General features: G+C 69.1%; 11 protein-coding genes and 1 pseudogene. 5 read left to right on the top strand and 7 right to left on the bottom strand.

Annotation, left to right across the window (positions count from 1 at the left end):
• Window positions 1-23 precede the first annotated feature (23 nt).
• Both AB0I77_RS17460 and AB0I77_RS17455 read left to right on the top strand, forming a co-directional pair.
• The gene (locus AB0I77_RS17460) at window positions 24-1,523 is read left to right on the top strand and encodes an MFS transporter (protein ID WP_363283429.1); all 1,500 of its coding nucleotides are present in this window, start codon (window positions 24-26) and stop codon (window positions 1,521-1,523) included.
• A 240-nt stretch (window positions 1,524-1,763) separates the two neighbouring features.
• Window positions 1,764-3,590 carry an AMP-binding protein gene (locus tag AB0I77_RS17455; RefSeq protein WP_363283428.1) on the top strand — a complete coding sequence of 609 codons (1,827 nt, stop codon included), beginning with the start codon at window positions 1,764-1,766 and terminating at the stop codon, window positions 3,588-3,590.
• Window positions 3,591-3,621: 31 nt separating this feature from the next.
• Here AB0I77_RS17455 and AB0I77_RS17450 read toward each other — a convergent pair whose 3' ends face one another.
• On the bottom strand, window positions 3,622-4,410 hold the full coding sequence (locus AB0I77_RS17450) for a heparin lyase I family protein (protein WP_363283427.1): 789 nt from the start codon (window positions 4,408-4,410) through the stop codon (window positions 3,622-3,624).
• Between the two features lie 347 nt (window positions 4,411-4,757).
• Here AB0I77_RS17450 and AB0I77_RS17445 point away from each other — a divergent pair, with 347 nt between their 5' ends.
• The gene (locus tag AB0I77_RS17445; RefSeq protein ID WP_363283426.1) at window positions 4,758-5,594 is read left to right on the top strand and encodes an aldo/keto reductase; all 837 of its coding nucleotides are present in this window, start codon (window positions 4,758-4,760) and stop codon (window positions 5,592-5,594) included.
• 75 nt (window positions 5,595-5,669) lie between these two features.
• On the opposite strand, the gene AB0I77_RS17440 is transcribed toward AB0I77_RS17445, so the two are convergent.
• From AB0I77_RS17440 to AB0I77_RS17425, 4 genes and pseudogenes are all read right to left on the bottom strand, one after another.
• Entirely contained in the window at window positions 5,670-6,371 is a 702-nt protein-coding gene (locus tag AB0I77_RS17440; RefSeq protein ID WP_363283425.1) for an SDR family oxidoreductase, read from the bottom strand.
• Window positions 6,372-6,463: 92 nt separating this feature from the next.
• Complete coding sequence (locus AB0I77_RS17435) at window positions 6,464-7,327, bottom strand: methyltransferase (RefSeq protein WP_363283424.1); 864 nt, start codon at window positions 7,325-7,327, stop codon at window positions 6,464-6,466.
• 194 nt (window positions 7,328-7,521) lie between these two features.
• Complete coding sequence (locus tag AB0I77_RS17430; protein WP_363283423.1) at window positions 7,522-9,228, bottom strand: glycoside hydrolase family 6 protein; 1,707 nt, start codon at window positions 9,226-9,228, stop codon at window positions 7,522-7,524.
• A gap of 148 nt (window positions 9,229-9,376) precedes the next feature.
• Window positions 9,377-10,438, bottom strand: a pseudogene (locus tag AB0I77_RS17425) (cellulase family glycosylhydrolase); the annotation flags it as partial.
• A 328-nt stretch (window positions 10,439-10,766) separates the two neighbouring features.
• Between AB0I77_RS17425 and AB0I77_RS17420 the strand changes: the two are divergent.
• Window positions 10,767-13,685, top strand: coding sequence for a glycoside hydrolase family 48 protein (locus AB0I77_RS17420; protein WP_363283422.1), 2,919 nt, complete (start codon window positions 10,767-10,769; stop codon window positions 13,683-13,685).
• Between the two features lie 249 nt (window positions 13,686-13,934).
• Window positions 13,935-16,577 (top strand): cellulose binding domain-containing protein, encoded by a 2,643-nt coding sequence (locus AB0I77_RS17415; RefSeq protein WP_363283421.1) that lies wholly within the window; start codon window positions 13,935-13,937, stop codon window positions 16,575-16,577.
• Window positions 16,578-16,640: 63 nt separating this feature from the next.
• Here the strand turns inward: AB0I77_RS17415 and AB0I77_RS17410 are convergent, their stop codons facing one another.
• Together AB0I77_RS17410 and AB0I77_RS17405 are read right to left on the bottom strand one after the other, a co-directional pair.
• Window positions 16,641-18,539 (bottom strand): rhamnogalacturonan lyase, encoded by a 1,899-nt coding sequence (locus tag AB0I77_RS17410; RefSeq protein ID WP_363283420.1) that lies wholly within the window; start codon window positions 18,537-18,539, stop codon window positions 16,641-16,643.
• Between the two features lie 41 nt (window positions 18,540-18,580).
• Window positions 18,581-19,537, bottom strand: a complete 957-nt coding sequence (locus tag AB0I77_RS17405) for a YafY family protein (RefSeq protein WP_363283419.1) — start codon at window positions 19,535-19,537, stop codon at window positions 18,581-18,583.
• Between the last annotated feature and the right edge of the window lie 11 nt (window positions 19,538-19,548).

Genomic DNA, 19,548 nt, shown 5'->3' with positions numbered 1-19,548 from the left:
TCCATCGAACGGGAGTTGAGGACATGCGCACATGGGGACCGCTGACGGCGGTGTGCCTGGGCACGTTCATGTTGTTGCTGGACGTGACGATCGCGATCGTCGCGCTGCCGGACATGGCGCGGGCGCTGGACGCCTCGCTGAGCGATCTCCAGTGGGTGATGGACGGGTACGCGCTGGCGCTGGCCGCGCTGCTGCTCGGAGTGGGGGCCGCGGCCGACGTCCTGGGGCGGCGGCGGGTGCATGTGGCGGGCGTGGTGCTGTTCGCGGTGGCGTCGCTGCTGTGCGGGCTCGCCTCCGGGCCCGGGATGCTGGTCGCCGCGCGCGGGCTCCAGGGCGTGGGCGCGGCGGCGATGTTCGCCACGACGCTGCCGCTGCTGGGCTCGGTCTACCAGGGGCGGCAGCGGTCGGTGGCGCTCGGCGTGTGGGGCGCGGTCAGCGGTGCGGCGGCCGCGGTGGGGCCGGTGGTCGGCGGACTGCTCACCGCCGGGCCGGGCTGGCGGTGGATCTTCTTCGTGAACCTGCCGGTCAGTGTGGTCTCGGTGTGGCTGACGCTGCGCGTGGTGCCGGAGTCGCGAGGGAAGCTCGGGCGCCGGGTCGACTGGGCGGGCACGGTGACGTTCGCGGCGTTCGCCGGTGCGGTGACGTACGGGGCCGTACGGGCCGGGTCGCACGGCTGGACGCAGACCGGCACGCTCGTCTGCTTCGCGCTGGCGGTCGTGGCGCTGGTCTGCTTCGTCGTGGTCGAGCGGAGCGTCGCCGACCCGCTGATCGACCCTCGGCTGTTCCTGAAGCCCGCGTTCTCCGGCGTCATGGCGGGTGCGCTCGCCTTCAACGCGGCGGCGTTCGGCGTCATGGCGTACACCTCGATCTGGCTTCAGACGCTGCTCGGGATGAGCCCGGTGCGGGGCGGCATGGTCTTCCTGTGGCTCTCGCTCGCCTCGTTCGCGGTGGCGGCGGCCGGGGGCCGGCTGCTGCACGGTGTGCCGCCGCGGATCACCATCGGGGGCGGGCTGCTGCTGATCGGTTCCGGGCAGTTCTGCATGGCCGTTCTGGACGCGGGATCGACCGCGAGCGCGCTGGTTCCGGGACTGATCCTGGTGGGTGCCGGTACGGGGCTGGTGGCGCCCGGCATCGCGGGCGCGGCGCTGGCGGCGGTGCCGCCGGAGCGGGCGGGCATGGCCGGGGGCGCGGTCAACACCTTCCGCCAGCTCGGCTACGCGCTCGGGATCGCGGTCTTCGGTACGGTGCTGACCTCCCATATGCAGGACTCGCTGCCGCACGACGCGGCCCACGCCCTGGCGGGCGGCGGCGCCGGTGCGCTGGGCGGCGTCTTCTCCGAGCACACCCTGCGATCCGCCTTCGCCTCCGGGCTCAACACGGCCGCGGTGACCGCCGGTCTGATCGCCATGATCGCCGGAGCGCTGGTGCTGACCCTGGTCAGGACACCGGGCGCGGCGCGGGAGGCGGTAACGGAACCGGCCACGGCGACGCTGACAAAGGAGAAGGCGGCAACCCGGGGATGACGGCGAACGGCCGGGCGTGTCGGGGGTAATCGGGTCGTACAGATTCGGTGGAGATTACGGCACCAAAACCTACTTCTCCGTAAGTAAACTGTCCGACCCTTCCCCATGTGGGCGCATTTCACGTCACCGAGCGGTGTGTGCCTGGGCACTGCTCGTGTTCGACCCCCCTCCCGCCCAGATCCTGGGTGGGGTAGCTTTCACCGCGCTGTGGGGAGCGTCACAAGAAGCGGGGAGCGGGGTTTGCGCGAGTTCACCAACCCTCCGTTGGCGTTGGCACCGCCGGTGGGCGGTCTGGCCGACGTCGTCTTCGAACATGCCCAGGCGGACCCGCTGTACATCGCGCTCGGCCGCAAGGACGAGGGCGGCCAGTGGCGGGACGTCACCTCCGCCGAGTTCCGCGACGAGGTCCTCGCGCTCGCCAAGGGCCTGCTCGCCCGGGGCGTCCGCTTCGGCGACCGGGTCGCGATCATCTCCCCCACCCGGTACGAGTGGACGCTGTTCGACTTCGCACTGTGGACGATCGGCGCCCAGGTGGTGCCGGTCTACCCCACCTCGTCCGCCGAGCAGTGCTTCTGGATGCTCTACGACGCCGAGGTCTCGGCCGCGATCGTGGAGCACGAGGACCACGCGATGACGATCGCCACCGTCATCGACCGGCTGCCGCAGCTGCGCCAGCTGTGGCAGCTGGACGCCGGCGCCGTACAGGAGTTGTACGACGCCGGGGCCCACCTCGACGACGAGGTGGTCCACCGGCACCGGCAGGCCGTCACCCCCGACTCGATCGCGACGATCATCTACACCTCGGGCACCACGGGCCGCCCCAAGGGCTGTGTCATCACGCACGGCAACTTCATGCACGAGGCGGACACGGTCGTCGCGCGCTGGGAGCCGGTGTTCCACTCGAAGAAGGGCGACGAGGTGGCGACGCTGCTGTTCCTGCCGCTCGCGCACGTCTTCGGACGGATGGTCCAGGTCGCCGCGATCCGCGGCAGGGTCAAGTTCGGCCACCAGCCGCAGCTGAACGCCGCCGCCCTGCTCCCCGATCTGGCCGCCTTCCGGCCCACGTTCTTCCTCGGGGTGCCGTACATCTTCGAGAAGGTGTTCAACGCCTCCCGCCGCAAGGCGGAGAAGGAGGGCAAGGCCGGACCCTTCGAGAAGGCCGTCGACGTCGCCGTGAGGTACGCGGACGCCATGGAGGCGAAGGCCTGGGGCAGCGGGCCCGGCCCGTCGACGGGTCTGCGGATGCAACACCAGCTCTTCGACAAGCTCGTCTACTCCAAGATTCGGGCCGCGATGGGTGGCCGCATCAAGCAAGCGATGACGGGCGGCTCGGCGATGGACCGGCGCCTCGGGCTGTTCTACGCGGGCGCGGGCGTGCACATCTACGAGGGCTACGGCCTCACCGAGACCACGGCGGCCGCGACCGCCAACCCGCCCGAGCGCACGCGCTACGGCACCGTCGGGCAGCCCATCCCCGGCATGACCGTGCACATCGCGGACGACGGCGAGATCTGGCTGCGCGGCGAGAACGTCTTCCAGGGCTATCTCAACAACCCCAAGGCCACCGACCAGACCCTGCACGACGGCTGGCTGGCCACCGGCGACCTGGGTTCGCTGGACGAGGACGGCTACCTCACCATCACCGGCCGCAAGAAGGAGATCCTGGTCACCTCCGGCGGCAAGAGCGTCTCCCCCGGGGTGCTGGAGGAGCGGGTGCGGGACCATCCGCTGGTCGCCCAGTGCATCGTCGTCGGCAACGACCGCCCGTACATCGCCGCCCTGGTCACCCTCGACCACGAGGCCGTCGAGCACTGGCTGACGATGCGCTCCAAGCCACAGCTGTCGCCGGCCGAGCTGGTACGCGACGCGGACCTGGAGACGGAGGTGCGGCGCGCGGTGGTCGCCGCCAACACCCTTGTCTCGCAGGCCGAGTCGATCCGCACCTTCCGCATCCTGGCCCAGCCGTTCACCGAGGAGCACGGCCTGCTGACCCCGTCGCTGAAGCTGAAGCGCAAGGCGATCGAGAACGCGTATGCCAATGAGGTCGAGGCGCTGTACCGGGCCTAGGCCACCGGCTTCACGCGGCGGGGGATGATCCTCACCCGAGCTGGTAGCCGCGGAGCTTGGTGAGCAGGAGGTAGGTGTCCCGCAGAGAGCCGGAGGTGTCGCCGAGGGAGCGGTAGATGCCCCACTTCGGGCGCACACGGTCGGCGAGGAAGGTGTCGACGCCGGTCTTCGACGCGTCGATGACGGTCGAACCGCCGCTCTTGAGGATCCAGCGGACCGAACCCGCCGAGCCGTTGCCGACCTTGATCTGGAAGTCCACGTCGGTCCACTTGTCGTGCAGGGGATCCAGATCGGTGCGGCCGACGAGGATGTCGTCGATGGCGAGCTTCAGCTCGATGGTCTGCTTGCCGTTCACCCGGCGCAGGGACTGCACGACGATCGGCGAGGTGCCGCTGCCCGGCTGCTTCATCTGCATGATGTGCGTGAAGGTGGTGGTCGCCTTCAGCGAGCTCGGGATGTACATGGAGTACGTGACCCGCCAGGTCTGGCCCTCGGTCCACTTCAAGTAGCTGCTGCCGCCGGTGCGCAGGCCGGTGACCTCCTGCCGCTGGCGGTCGGTCGACGTGTCACGGTCGACCGTATGCATGTTGAAGCGCCAGTTGTCGCCGGTGGCGTAGATGTGGGGCTGCCCCGCGGAGTGCGAGTCCGCGCGGTCCTCCTCGATCGTCTCGAAGGCGCCGAGGCCGTCACCGCTCGCGGACGGTGCCCACTTCTGCTGCCAGGAGGCGGCGTGCGCCGTGGTCGCGGCCGGCAGACCGACCGCGGCTCCCGCCGCGCCGCCGAGGGCGGCACCCAGCAGTGCTCTTCTGGATGTGCTCATGACACTAATCACCTCGCAGTTGTTCGTTCATGATCAGGAAGGCACCCAGGCCGTGGAAGTCGTTGGTCGCCCGGGGAGTTGATGGCCGCGGCTGCCGTTTCGAAAGGAACTCTTTCATCCGATGTCTGACGAACAGGAGCCTCCGCCTCGCAGAAGGCACGCGGCAGCAGAGTCGCCTCACGAGGCAGCGACGTCAATGGTCCGGACCGAATAGGTCGGATGCATTTCCGGCCAATCCACGGGATTCCACGGGATTCCACGGTCAGGAATGCATCAGGGTCCGTGATCGTTGACGACAGGAGGTATCAGAGGTAACACCTGACGACAACCGTAAGGATCAAGAGCTCGTGAGCAGCAAGGTCCCCCCGATCATCCTCAACAACGGCGTCGAGATGCCCCAGCTGGGCTTCGGCGTCTGGCAAGTGCCGGACGACGAGGCGGAGCAGGCGGTCGCCACCGCGTTGGAGGCCGGGTACCGCAGCATCGACACAGCGGCGATCTACGGCAATGAAGCAGGCACCGGCAAGGCGATCGCCGCCTCCGGCGTCCCCCGCGAGGACATCTTCCTCACCACCAAGCTCTGGAACAGCGACCAGGGATACGACTCCACGCTGCGCGCCTTCGACACGTCGCTGGAGACGCTGGGCGTGGACTACCTCGATCTGTACCTGATCCACTGGCCGTTGCCGTCCGCGGACAAGTACGTCGACACGTACAAGGCGTTCGAGAAGCTCCACGCGGACGGCCGTATCCGCGCCATCGGCGTCTCCAACTTCCTTCCGGAGCACCTGCGGCGCCTGATCGGTGAGACCTCCGTGATCCCGGCGGTCAACCAGATCGAGCTCCACCCGCACCTTCAGCAGCGCGCGGTCCGCGAGTTCCACGCGGAGCAGGGCATCGCCACCGAGGCCTGGTCGCCGCTCGGTTCGGGCAAGGGCCTGCTGGAGGTCCCGGCGATCGTGGCCATCGCACAGAAGCACGGCCGCACCCCGGCCCAGATCGTGCTGCGCTGGCACCTCCAGCTCGGCAACGTCGTCATCCCCAAGTCCGTGACTGCGTCCCGGATCAGGGAGAACATCGAGGTGTTCGACTTCAGCCTGGACGACGAGGACCTGGCGGCGATCAGCGCGCTGAACGAGGACCGTCGCCTGGGTCCGGACCCGGCGGTGTTCGACCTGGCCTGACGTCCTGGCGTACGAGGGCTCGGCAATGCGCCCCGGACACCGCCGCGAGGCGGGGTCCGGGGCGCGCTGCCGCTTTCAGTTGGGCTGCCCGATCGGCCGTATGACGACGGTGTTGACGTCGATGCCCGCGGGCTGCCCGACGGCCCACACGATCGAGTCGGCGATCTGGTCGGCGGTGAGCAGGTGACCGGGCGGCAGGCTGCCGTAGGAGTCCCAGAACGGGGTCTCCACCCGGCCGGGCGCGATCAGCGTCACGCCCACCCCGAACTCGGTCACCTGACGCCGGGTGTTCTCGGCGAGCCCGGTCACCGCCCACTTGGTCGCCCCGTAGATGTTGCCCGGCGTGGGCACGAATCCGGCGACACTGCCGACCAGCACGATCCGCCCGCGGGTCTCCTTCAGGGCGTCGATCGAGGCACGGATGAGCAGCGCGGGACCGAGCACGTTGGTCAGCACCATCTCGGTCCACCCGGCGGGATCGCCCTCGGCGACCGAATCGTGGGTGGCGAAACCGGCGTTGGCGACGACTGTGTCCAGTCGACCGAATTCCTTGAGGGTACGGTCGACCGCCGACCGTACATGGTCGTACTCGGCCGCGTTGCCAACGATCGTCAACAGGCCGTCGGGGTGGCCGAGTTCCTCGGCGAAGCCGCGCAGTCTTTCCTCGCCGCGGCCGGTGACGGCCACCCGCTGGCCGGCGTCGAGCAGCCGCCGGGCGACCGCGGCGCCGATGCCGCTGCCTGCGCCGGTGACGAGCGCGACCGGTGAGTCGGTCATGAGTACCCCCTGTTGTTCTGCGGTGGACGCCCGGAGTCCATCAGTTGGAGCACTCTCGAAGTCAAGGGCGAGAACAACAGGAGGAGGTGGCTTCAGTAGGCGTGCACCGCGGTGTACACCGTATGCGCCTCCAGGAGGAAGACATCCGGCCGGTGGTGCACGCTTGCCCGGTCGTCCGGGTCCAGGAGCCGGTCCAAGGTGTCACGGTCGGTGGCGTCGAGCTGTTCGCCGAAGGCTTCGCGGCGGCGGGAGAGGGAGGCGACGACGTAGGCGCGGGCCCGGTCCGTGGTCGGTGCGGGCAGGTCGAGCAGGAAACTGCGGGTGCCGGTGTGCCGCAGGCCGGCCGCGGCCATCAGCGCCGGCCAGTCCTCGGCCTCGGCGACGGAGCCGGGCAGGTCCGCGCGCATCGTGGCGAACCACTCCTCCTCCAGCGCGTCGAGCCGCGCCTGGAGCCCGGGCCGTCCGATGCCGATGTCGCGGGGCAGGAACCGGGCGGGCAGTCCGCCCTCCATCAGCGCGAGCGTGCCGCCGGGCGCGAGCCGGGCGGCGAAGGCGGCGAGAGCGGCACGCTGGTCGCCGAGGTGGTGCAAGCTCCGGCTGGCCCACAGCAGGTCGGCCGGGTACTCCAAGTCACCGAGGACGTCGGGCAGTTCACCGGCGAGTGTGCCGAAGCGGTCGGCGACGCCGAGCCGGGCGGCGCGGGCGCGGGCCCGTTCCAGCAGCGGCTCGGTGCCGTCGACGGCGACGACCCGGGCGCCGGGAAAGGCATCGGCGAGCAGACACGAGACGACCCCGGGTCCGCTGCCCGCGTCGACGATCAGCCCGGGCTCGGTCTGCTTGTGCCCGAGCCAGGCGAGGGCCCGTTCGTACAGGGGCGTGAACAGCTCCGCATGGCTCTCCAGCAGCGGGGCCATCTCGTTCCAGTCGATGTCGGTGTGGTGGTGGTGATGCGCCATGGGGGTCAGCCTCTCGTCCGGGTGCGGCCAGCGTGCTCCGACGCACCGTACGAGGGCCACCGGTGTTGCCGTGACGGCAAAAACGTCGGCGGAATCAGCATCGGGAATGAGATGCCGCGCGTCGCCGAGGTGGAGTTCGCGATCCGCCGGGGTCTGGCCCGCGAAGGCTGACCCCGGCGGATCATTTCAGGGTGTTACAGCGCCGGGTAGGCGTTCTTCATGAGCTCCTGGAACTGCGCCGAGAACCAGTGCCCCGACAGCGGGGAGTTCGGCAGGGCGCCGGACATGTTGTTGCCGTTGCGCGGGTTGCCCGTGTAGGTCGGGTCGCACATCCGGTCGAAGCCCTTGCCCTCGTCGTTCTCGATGAACTCGCTCGAACCGTCGGACTCGCCCGGAGGCTTCATCCACACGTACGCGTCGATCCCGGCGGCCGGGCTGGCCTGCGGGCGCTCGCCGAGGCCGGCGCCGGACTGGTTGCACCAGTTGCCGATGTGGATACGGCGGTCGTAGCGGCCGCCGTCGACGTAGGTGTCCACGCTGGTCGTGGCTCCCGGTCCGGTGGGCCGGGCGGCGCCGCCCCAGCCGTTGCGGGAGGTGTCGATCAGCATGCCGATGTCGGAGTTGAAGCCGCTGGTGACCAGCTGGTTGCGGAAGGCCTGGGCGAACGACAGCTCATCGACGTACCGGTTCCAGTCCACCCACTTCGACTCGCGGACCGACTTGCCGCCCGCGTTGTCGTTGATGGTGAAGTTGTTCTCCTTCAGGGCGCTGTAGTTGGCCGTGTTGGTGATGAAGCCGTGGACGTCGTTCACCGTGGCGCCCTCGGTGGTCGCCGCCTCCTTGAAGAGGGCGGCCGACGGGGCGAAGTTGTCGTCCCAGCCGATCCAGCCGTGGTGCCCGGCGTCGATGTAGTTGTAGACGTTCGCCGCGTCGCCCAGCTTGTTCAGGGCGTAACCGACGCCCTTCTGGTAGTTGCCGTTCGCCTTCATCACGTCGCACTCCGGCGTGGCCGTCGGGCGGCTGCCGGTGTTGGTGACGAGGTTGGGCAGCGAGTCGATCTCGATGGTGTTGACGATCCGCAGCGCGGCGTACTTCGGGTCGGCGAGGATCGCCGCGATCGGGTCGATGTACTGCGTCTTGTACTTGTCGATCTCCGTCGGGCCGAGTTCGCCGTTGGAGGCCAGGGCGGCGCAGTCGCGTCCGGGCAGGTTGTAGATGACCAGCTGGACGACGAGTTCGCCGGAGCCCTTCTGCGTCAGCGCCTCGTCGAGGTGGTCGCGCAGGCCCATGCCGCCGTTCACGCCGTTGATGGCGGCGATCCGGTCCAGCCAGACACCGGTCGGCTGGTTGGAGATACGGCTGCCGCCCGGCTCGGCGGCGGCCTTCGCGGACCACTCCGGGTTCACGTACACCTTGGCGCCGCTGTAGGGGTTGTCGACCTTGGGGCCGGTCGGACCCGGCGGATCCGTGGGACCGCCGCCGCCATCGACGTTGCAGGTCACGCCGTCGAGGGTGAAGGTGGCCGGGATCGCGTTGGTGCCGCTGTAGGTGCCCTGGAAGCCGAAGCTGGTCGAACCGCCGGTGGCCAGCGTCCCGTTGTAGCTCTCGTTGGCCGCGGTGACGGCGGCACCGCTCTGGCTGATCTTGGCGTTCCAGCCGCTGGTGACCTTCTGGTTCCCTGCGTACGACCACTTCAGCGACCAATTCGACTTGGCCGCACTGTTGTTGGTGACCGTGACGGCGGCGGTGAAGCCGGTGTCCCACTGGTTCTGCACCTTGTAGTCGACGGTGCAGGGGACGGCGGCGGCGCCGACGTCCCCGGGGACGACGGCGAATGCCGTCCCGGAGGCCCCGGCGACCAGCGCCAGGGCCGCGAGCATCGCGGTTCTCGTACGACTCATGAGTGCGGGTTCCTTCTCCGTTGCGGGTGACTCGGTTGCGGATGAGGCTCGGTTGCGGATGAGGCTCGGTTGCGGATGAGGCTCGGTTGCGGATGTAGCTCGGTTCGGGTGTGACTCGGTTGCGGGAATGGCTCGGTTGCGGGAGTGGTCAGCCGTTCAGGGCGCGCAGATGGTCGCGCAGCCCGATGCCGAAGGGCGTGGGCGTGCCGTCGTAACTGGAGATCAGGGCGGGACCGGTGTTGCAGTTCCAGGTGTTCCAGGTCCAGCCCAGGTACGACAGGCCGCGGTCGTCGAACCACTTCATGACCTGGTCGATGAAGCCGTGCGAGCAGGTGTTCTCGCCGATCTCCCCGGCCACGAGCGGTACTTGAGCGGCCACCGGGGCGAGCGTCGAGTTGAAGCAGCTCTCGGTCGAGCAGGAGTTGAAGTTGTACACGTGCCAGGCGGCGGCGAGATTGCCCGCCGGGTCGGTGGGCTTGTACGTCAGCCACTGGCTCAGGTCGTTCGAGTACGCGATACCACCGGCCAGGATCAGGTTCTTGGCGCCGGTATCGCGTACGGCGTCGACGAGATCCTGCATACCGGCGACCTCATACCCGATGCCGGGGCAGGTGCCGCCGTCCCGCCAGCACTGCCAGGCCTGGGTGACGGTGGAGGTCGCGCGGTCCGGATAGGGCTCGTTGAACAGGTCGAAGACGACGGTCGGGTCGTCCTTGAAGGTGTTCGCCACCGAGGCCCAGAAGGACGGGCTGTACCGCATGTCGGGCATCGGCTTCTGGCAGCTGGCGTACACGTCCGCACAGCCGGCGGAGTTGCCGGTGTACTGGCCGTGGGACCAGTGCAGTTCGAGCATCGGCGTCATGCCGTTCGCCTTCACCTTCGCCACCAGGTCCTTGACGGCGTTGATGTAGTGGGCGCCGGCGTACTGCGGTTCGATGTTGGACAGGCCCAGCCGGCACTCCTCGTTGAGCGGTATGCGGACGGTGTTGGCGTTCCAGCCGGCGATCGCGTTGACGGAGGCGTCGTCGACCGGGCCGTCGAAGATGCCACGGCCCTGAACACACATGAACTCGCCGCCGGACCGGTTCACCCCGAGCAGGCGGCGGGTGCCGCCCTCCGCGTCCACGAGCTTGTTGCCAGATACGCGCAGGGCGGGTGCGGTGAGTTCAGCGGCGTCCGGCGGATCCGTCGGATCCGGGGTGGGCGACGGTTCGCCCTCGACATGGACCCGACAAGGGCGACCGTGCCGGCGACGGCTGAGAGTACTGAACGCGGGGGGTGGCGCATGAGCGACTCCTTGCAGGTCGGGCACGTCTTGACAGACGCGTCGACTGATGGAACCGCTCCCACTGGTGTCAACGAAGCTAGCGCCAAGTGACGGTAAAGAACAGGGGAGTCACTGACTTTCCTTCAACATCATGTGTCGAATCTTTTCGACTCTTCAAGCACCTTGACCCCTTCGACCCCCATCCCCACTATGGGAGCGCTCCCACTGGTTCAAGCCTTGACTTCTCCGAGCCGCAAGGAGGAACCAGCACATGCCTCCAAGAACAAGACGCCGGTCCGCTCGGCGTCTGTGGACCGCTGTCGTGGCGGCCCTCGCCCTTCCGTTCACGATGCTGAGTACGGCATCAACTCCCGCACACGCGGCGCCACTTCAGTGCAGCGTCGACTACAAGACGAACGACTGGGGCGCCGGCTTCACCGCGGACCTGACCATCACCAACCGCGGCACGGACCCCATCGCCGGCTGGACCGCGACGTACGGCTACGCCGGCAACCAGAAGCTCAGCGGCACCGGCTGGAACGGCACCTGGTCCCAGTCCGGCCAGGCGATCACGGTGAAGAACGCGTCGTACAACGCCACGATCGCTCCCGGCGCCGCCGTCTCCACGGGCGCGCAGTTCACCTACAGCGGCACCAACGCCGCCCCGGCCAACTTCACGGTCAACGGCACCAGTTGTACGGGGGCACACCAGCCGCCGATCACCGTGCTGACCAGCCCCGCCGCGGGCGCGGTCTACACACAGGGTGACCCGGTCCCGCTGGCGGCGACCGCCGCGGCGGCCGACAGCGCGACGATCAGCAAGGTGGAGTTCTACGACGACACCACGCTGCTGGGTACGGACACGACCGCTCCCTTCTCTCTTTCGGTCTCAGGTTTGACCGTGGGCAGTCATTCACTCCTCGCGAAGGCGTACGACAGCCTGGGCGCGGCGGCGGAGTCAACGCCGGTCGGCATCACGGTCGCCTCGGGTCCCGCCGTGGTGGCCTCGACCAACCAGCTGGCCGTCCAGCAGGGCAAGACGGGCACGTACGACGTGAAGCTGTCGACCCAGCCGTCCGCCAACGTGACCGTGACGACCGCCCGCACCGGCGGGAACACGGGCCTGACGGTGACCGGCGGGGCCTCGCTCACCTTCACCCCGTCGAACTGGAACACCGCCCAGAAGGTGACCGTCACGGCGGGCTCCTCCGGTACGGGGGCGGCGACCTTCGAGTCGACGGCCGCAGGGCACGGAAAGGCCGCGGTCACGGTCACCCAGATCGCGGCGACGAAGGCGTACGACGCCCGGTTCCTGGACCTGTACGGCAAGATCACCAACCCGGCCAACGGCTACTTCTCGCCCGAGGGCATCCCCTACCACTCGGTCGAGACGCTGATCGTCGAGGCGCCGGACCACGGCCACGAGACCACCTCGGAGGCGTACAGCTACCTCCTGTGGCTCCAGGCCATGTACGGCAAGGTCACCGGCGACTGGACCAAGTTCAACGGCGCCTGGGAGATCATGGAGAAGTACATGATCCCGACCCACGCCGACCAGCCGACGAACTCCTTCTACAACGCCTCGAAGCCGGCGACGTACGCACCCGAGCTGGACACTCCCCAGGAGTACCCGGCGAAACTGGATGCCAATGTCTCGGTCGGATCGGATCCGATCGCCGGTGAACTGAAGACCGCATACGGTACGGACGATGTCTACGGTATGCACTGGTTGCAGGACGTCGACAACGTCTACGGGTACGGCAACGCGCCGGGCAAGTGCGAGGCGGGTCCGGCGGACACCGGACCGTCGTACATCAACACCTTCCAGCGCGGTGCGCAGGAGTCGGTGTGGGAGACGGTGCCGCAGCCGACCTGCGACGCCTTCAAGTACGGCGGCCCGAACGGCTACCTGGACCTGTTCACGGGTGACGCCTCCTATGCCAAGCAGTGGAAGTTCACCAACGCCCCGGACGCCGACGCACGCGCCGTGCAGGCCGCGTACTGGGCCGACAAGTGGGCCGAGGAGCAGGGCAAGGGCGGTGACGTCTCGGCGACCGTGGGCAAGGCCGCGAAGATGGGCGACTACCTGCGCTACTCGATGCACGACAAGTACTTCAAGAAGGTCGGCAACTGTGTCGGGCCCAGCACCTGCCCGGCCGGCACCGGCAAGGACGCCTCGATGTACCTGATGTCCTGGTACTACGCGTGGGGCGGTGCCACCGACACCTCGGCGGGCTGGTCCTGGCGCATCGGCTCCAGTCACGCGCACGGCGGCTACCAGAACCCCCTGGCCGCGTACGCGCTGAGCAGTTACGCCGACCTCAAGCCCAAGTCGGCGACGGGCCAGGCGGACTGGGCCAAGTCGCTGGACCGGCAGCTGGAGTTCTACCGCTGGCTCCAGTCCGACGAGGGTGCCATCGCGGGTGGCGCGACCAACAGCTGGGCGGGCCGGTACGCGACGCCGCCGGCCGGGAAGTCCACCTTCTACGGCATGTACTACGACCAGCAGCCCGTCTACCACGACCCGCCGTCCAACCAGTGGTTCGGCTTCCAGGCGTGGTCGATGGAGCGGGTGGCCGAGTACTACCAGCAGTCGGGTGACGCGGAGGCCAAGGCGGTCCTCGACAAGTGGGTGGACTGGGCGCTGTCCAAGACCACGATCAACCCGGACGGCACCTACCTGATCCCGTCCACACTCCAGTGGTCGGGCCAGCCGGACACCTGGAACGCGTCAAGTCCCGGTGCCAACAGCGGACTTCACGTCACCGTCGCCGACTACACCAACGACGTCGGGGTGGCCGCCGCGTACGCCAAGACCCTGACGTACTACGCGGACCGCTCCGGTGACACCCAGGCCGCGTCGACGGCGAAGGCGCTCCTCGACGGCATGTGGAACAACTACCAGGACAGCCTGGGCATCGCCGTCCCGGAGACCCGCGCCGACTACAACCGCTTCGACGACGGTGTCCACGTCCCGAGCGGCTGGACCGGCACCATGCCGAACGGCGACGCGATCAACGCCTCGTCGACCTTCGACTCCATCCGCTCCTTCTACGAGGACGACCCGGCCTGGTCGAAGATCGAGGCCTATCTGGCGGGCGGAGCCGCGCCCTCCTTCACGTACCACCGGTTCTGGGCCCAGGCGGACATCGCCTTGGCCATGGGCTCGTACTCGGAGCTTCTCGAATAGTCCCCGCGAAGCGCTCCGCGGGAAGGCCGTGTTCGACTGCGGGTCCGTTGTGGCTGGTCGCGCAGTTCCCCGCGCCCCTGAGGGCTCTGTGGTCACCGTTCTTCTCCGGAACCGCTTGAAAGCTCCGTGTACGCGGTCTCGTCACCTGACGACGAGGCCACCTGGCCGGGCGGCCCCCACCCGCACTGGGGGCCGCCCGGTTCTCGCGCGCTTCCCTGAACGGCCCTCCTGAAAGGAAGGTCCCCCACCGTGCGAAGAACCCGCATCCTCACGGCCGTGCTGGCACTGGCGGCCGGCCTGCTCGCGGGCACCCCGCCCGCACTCGCCGCCGATCCGGTGAAGCCGGTGCTCGCCGCCGACACGTACACCTGGAAGAACGCCCGGATCGACGGCGGCGGTTTCGTCCCCGGCATCGTCTTCAACCGCAGCGAGAAGAACCTGGCCTACGCCCGCACCGACATCGGCGGCGCCTACCGCTGGCAGGAGTCGACGAAGACCTGGACGCCGCTGCTGGACTCGGTCGGCTGGGACGACTGGGGGCACACGGGCGTGGTCAGCCTGGCCTCCGACTCCGTCGACCCGAACAAGGTGTACGCGGCCGTCGGCACCTACACGAACAGCTGGGATCCAGGGAACGGGGCCGTGCTCAGGTCCTCGAACCGGGGCGCCAGCTGGCAGAAGGCGGCGCTCCCCTTCAAGCTGGGCGGCAACATGCCCGGCCGGGGCATGGGCGAGCGGCTCGTGGTCGACCCGAACAAGAACAGCGTGCTGTATCTCGGCGCGCCCAGCGGCAAGGGCCTGTGGCGGTCGACGGACTCCGGCGCCAGCTGGTCGCAGGTGGGCAACTTCCCCAACGTCGGCAACTACGCGCAGGATCCGAGCGACACGAGCGGCTACGCCAGCGACAACCAGGGCATCGTCTGGGTCACCTTCGACGAGTCGACGGGCACGTCCGGGAACGCGACGAAGACGATCTACGTCGGGGTCGCCGACAAGGACAACGCGGTGTACCGGTCGACGGACGCGGGCGCGACCTGGACCCGGCTCGCCGGGCAGCCGACGGGATACCTCGCCCACAAGGGCGTACTGGATACAGAAAACGGCTATCTGTATCTCGCATACAGCGACAAGGGCGGCCCGTACGACGGCGGCAAGGGCCAGCTGTGGCGGTACGCGACCGCGACCGGCACCTGGACGAACATCAGCCCGGTCGCCGAGGCCGACACCTATTACGGCTTCAGCGGGCTGACGGTGGACCGGCAGAAGCCCGGCACCCTCATGGCCACCGCATACAGTTCCTGGTGGCCGGACACCCAGATCTTCCGTTCCACGGACAGCGGCGCGACCTGGACGAAGGCCTGGGACACCCCCTCGTATCCCACCCGCTCGAACCGGTACACGATGGACGTCTCGTCCTCGCCGTGGCTGTCCTGGGGCGCGAACCCGTCACCGCCCGAACAGGCCCCGAAACTGGGCTGGATGACGGAGTCGATGGAGATCGACCCGTTCGACTCGAACAGGATGATGTACGGGACGGGCGCGACGATCTACGGCACCGAGAACCTCACCAACTGGGACAGCGGCAGCCAGTTCACCGTCAAGCCGATGGTGCAGGGCCTGGAGGAGACGGCGGTCAACGACCTCGCCTCTCCCCCGTCCGGAGCCCCGCTGCTCAGCGCCCTCGGTGACATCGGCGGCTTCCGGCACACGGACCTGACCAAGGTCCCGTCGATGATGTACACCTCGCCGAACTTCACCACGACCACCAGCCTGGACTTCGCCGAGACCAGCCCGAACACGGTCGTCCGGGTCGGCAATCTCGACTCGGGTCCGCACATCGCGTTCTCGACGGACAACGGCGCCAACTGGTTCGCGGGGACGGACCCTTCGGGAGTGAGCGGCGGAGGCACCGTCGCCGCCGCCGCCGACGGCAGCCGCTTCGTGTGGAGTCCGGCCGGCGCCGCCGTGCAGTACGCGACCGGCTTCGGCACCTCCTGGGCCGCCTCCAGCGGCATCCCGGCGGACGCGATCGTCGAGTCCGACCGGGTCGACCCGAAGACCTTCTACGGCTTCAAGTCCGGGAAGTTCTACGTGAGTACGGACGGCGGCGCGACCTTCACGGCCTCCGCTGCCACCGGTCTGCCGAGCGGCGACAGCGTCCGCTTCAAGGCGCTGCCCGGCACGAAGGGCGATGTGTGGCTGGCGGGCGGTGCGAGCGACGGCGCGTACGGCCTGTGGCACTCGACGGACGGCGGCGCCACCTTCGCCAAGCTCCCGGGCGTCGAGCAGGCCGACACGATCGGCTTCGGCAAGGCGGCGCCGGGAGCGTCGTACCAGACGCTGTACACCAGCGCGAAGATCGGCGGCGTGCGCGGCATCTTCCGCTCGACCGACAAGGGCGCGACCTGGACCCGCATCAACGACGATGCCCACCAGTGGGGTTGGACGGGTGCGGCGATCAGCGGTGACCCGCGGGTGTACGGCCGAGTGTACGTGTCGACCAACGGCCGCGGGGTCGTCTACGGCGACAGCTCCGACGTCACGGGTCCGGGCCCGGGTCCCGATCCGAGCGGCGCCTGCGCGGTGACGTACAAGGTCACCAACCAGTGGTCGGGCGGCTTCCAGGCCGACGTGCAGCTCGCCAACACCGGCTCGAGTGCCTGGAGCGGCTGGTCACTCGGCTGGACCTTCGGCGAGGGCCAGAAGGTCACGCAGGCGTGGAACGCCGAGACCGCGCAGTCCGGTACGGCGGTGACGGCGAAGAACGTCGGCTGGAACGGCACCGTGGCGGCGGGCTCGTCGGTGGGCTTCGGGTTCACGGGCAGTTGGTCGGGGACGAACACGAAACCCGCGGCCTTCAAGCTGGGTGACAAGACCTGCACGGTGAACTGACGGTCAGGAGGACCGAGATGCGGTGGGTGCGTGCTCCCCGAGGGGGCACGCACCCACCGTCGTTCAGGGGGTGTAGACCGTCGGCCTGGGCGCCGTCGCCATCCCGTTGCCGATGAAGAAGCTCGGGTGCGGCGGCTGATTGTATGCAGTATTCTGCCAGGCCAGCGCCGTGCGGTACATCGTGTCGTGCAGCAGAGTCGTGATCTTGGTGCTGGTCTCGACCGGTGTCGAGTAGACGCGCAGAGCCGTGTTGTTCGACGTCGGCCAGACGACCTCCTCGCGCCAGTCGCCGAGGATGTCACCGGACAGGGACGGCGTGGCCTTGGTGCCGTTGTTGGAGTGGACGCCGGATCCGGTCAGCAGGCGGGTGTCGCCGGAGGTGCCGTACTTGTCGATGCGGGTGCCGTCGAGAAGCTCGCGGACGGGGTCGCCGTCCCACCAGCTGAGGAAGTTGATGCTGGAGGGCTCCCGGCCGAGGGAGGCGCCGGTCGCCGAGCGCAGGGTGGTGTCGGAGGCGGACCAGGCCTCGGCACCCGCGCTGCCGGCGTAGACGTCGGCGGCGACTCCGCGGCCGTTGTCGGCGCCGGAGGCCGTCTGCCAGAGGAGGGAGCCGGTGCGTGCGTCGGCCATCCAGGAGCTGGGCTGGCTGGTGCTCTCGGAGACCTTGAAGTACTCCAGGCCCGCCCGGGAGGGGTTGAGGTCGCCGACGTGGCCGGCGTCGCCGTGGCCCGTCTTGGTCGTCCACAGCCCGTAGCCGTTGTCGTCCACGGTCATGGCGCCGTACACGATCTCGTCCTTGCCGTCGGCGTCGACGTCGGCGATCGACAGGCTGTGGTTGCCCTGGCCGTCGAAGCCCTTGCCGCTGTTGGTGGAGGAGTTGGTGTCGAAGGTCCAGCGGCGGGTGAAGGCGCCGTTTCGCCAGTCCCAGGCGGCGATGACCGAGCGGGTGTAGTAGCCGCGGGCCATGATCAGGGAGGGGCGGGAGCCGTCCAGGTAGGCCGTTCCCGCGAGGAAGCGGTCGACGCGGTTGCCGTAGTTGTCGCCCCAGGAGGACACGTTGCCGCGGGCCGGGACGTAGTCGACGCTCTGCATCGCCTTGCCGGTCTGGCCGTTGAACATGGTCAGGAACTCGGGGCCGGACAGCACGTACCCGCCGGAGTTGCGGTGGTCGGCCGAGGAGCTGCCGATCACCGCGCCGGTGCCGTCCCTCGTGCCGTCGGCGGTCTTCATGGCGACCTCGGCCTTGCCGTCTCCGTCGTAGTCGTACGCCTGGAACTGTGTGTAGTGGGCGCCGGAGCGGATGTTGCGGCCCAGGTCGATGCGCCACAGGCGGGTGCCGTCGAGCTTGATGCCGTCGACGATCGTGTTGCCGGTGTAGCCGGACTGGGAGTTGTCCTTGGCGTTGGTCGGGTTCCACTTGAGGACGAAGTCGAGGGCGCCGTCGCCGTCGAGGTCGGCGACGGAGGCGTCGTTGGCCTCGTAGGTGTAGGCGACGCCGTCGGGGGTGGTGCCGCCGGCCGGCGGAGTGATCGGGACGTCCTTGTAGCCGGTGCGCAGTTGCACGGCGTGGACGGAGTCGGCCTGCTCCACGCCGCCGACGATCGCGCGGACCGTGTAGTCGGCCTGGGAGGGGGCGCCGGAGTGGAAGTAGTTCGTGGAGCCGGTGATCGGGGTGGAGTTGACCTTGGTGCCGGCCCGGTAGACGTTGAAGGAGACGTCGTTCGCGTCGGTGCCGAGCCAGCGCCAGCTGACCAGGTTGCCGCTGTCGGTGTGCACGCTGACCACACCGCGGTCGAGCTTCTCGACCTGGCGGGCGGTGGCGGCCTCGGCGGAGTCGGTGCCGATCGTGGCGGTGAGCCCGGCGCCGACGAGGGTCGCGGCGGCGACCGCCGACGACAGGAGCACTCGGCGTCTGCGGTGCTTGCGGGGGTGCGGGTCGGGGTGCGGGTGCGGGTGCTGCACGGGGCTGACCTCCTGAGAGGGCGGAAGGATTCCGTTCCCCCTCAGTCGCCGCCGCACGGCCCCGAGTTGCCGTATTTTTCGGCCAATTCGTGGACCGTCCGGGCGATCTTCTCGCGCAGCTCGGGTGGCTCGAGGACCTCGATGTCGGCACCCAGGCGCAGGAATTCGGCGTGGGCGCGGTCGTCGGACTCGATGGGGACGGTGACCAGAGTCCAACCGTCCTCCTGCGTACCGCCGTTGAGCGTCACCGGCCCGGTGAGCCGCACGCCCGGGGCCAGCCGGACCACCGCCTCGCCCCGGTTCAGCCGGTCATGGAAGTCGCGCTGGTATGCCGTCCAGTAGGCGGCCAGGTCGAAGTCGTCGGGGCGAGTGAACTCCTCATCCATCGCGGTGAGTTGAAGGATCTGGTCGACGCGGAAGGTGCGGGGACCGGGGCCCGCGACGACGTACCAGCGGCCGGCCTTGAGGACGAGTCCGTACGGTTCCAGGCGGCGCTCCACGTCGGTGGGTTCGCGCCAGCGGCGGTATACGACATGCAGGACACGGTTGTTCCATACGGCGTCGGCGACCGCAGGCAGATACGGCGCCTCGTCGGCGTCCGCGTACCAGCCCGGGGCGTCCAGGTGGAAGCGGCCGCTGACGCGGTCGGCATGGGCGCGCAGTTCTGGCGGCAGGGCGGCGCGGACCTTCAGCTGGGCGGCGGCCAGGACGGAGCCGAGGCCGAGTTCGGCGGCGGGTCCGGGGGCGCCCGCGAGGAAGAGGGCCTCGGCCTCGCCGGCGGTGAGACCGGTCAGACGGGTGCGGTAGCCGTCGAGGAGGCGGTAGCCGCCGGCGTGCCCCGCGTCGCCGTACAGCGGGACACCGGCCGCGCTCAGCGCCTCGACATCGCGGTAGACCGTGCGGACCGACACCTCCAGTTCCTCGGCGAGCTGGGCGGCGGTCATCCGGTCCCGGGTCTGGAGCAACAGCAGGATGGACACCAGTCGGCTGGACTTCACTGACACAGGAT

The sequence above is a fragment of the Streptomyces sp. NPDC050619 genome, from assembly GCF_040654815.1.
In the GTDB taxonomy this organism is placed as follows: domain Bacteria; phylum Actinomycetota; class Actinomycetes; order Streptomycetales; family Streptomycetaceae; genus Streptomyces.
The sequence above is the reverse complement of the archived record's forward strand: the minus strand, read 5'-3'. Positions and strand labels throughout refer to the sequence as shown.

Coding starts and splice junctions, on each gene's coding strand:
- AB0I77_RS17460 (WP_363283429.1), top strand. CDS start 24: ATGCGCACATGGGGACCGCTGACGGCGGTGTGCCTGGGCACGTTCATG.
- AB0I77_RS17450 (WP_363283427.1), bottom strand. CDS start 4,410: ATGAGCACATCCAGAAGAGCACTGCTGGGTGCCGCCCTCGGCGGCGCG.
- AB0I77_RS17440 (WP_363283425.1), bottom strand. CDS start 6,371: ATGACCGACTCACCGGTCGCGCTCGTCACCGGCGCAGGCAGCGGCATC.
- AB0I77_RS17435 (WP_363283424.1), bottom strand. CDS start 7,327: ATGGCGCATCACCACCACCACACCGACATCGACTGGAACGAGATGGCC.
- AB0I77_RS17430 (WP_363283423.1), bottom strand. CDS start 9,228: ATGAGTCGTACGAGAACCGCGATGCTCGCGGCCCTGGCGCTGGTCGCC.
- AB0I77_RS17420 (WP_363283422.1), top strand. CDS start 10,767: ATGCCTCCAAGAACAAGACGCCGGTCCGCTCGGCGTCTGTGGACCGCT.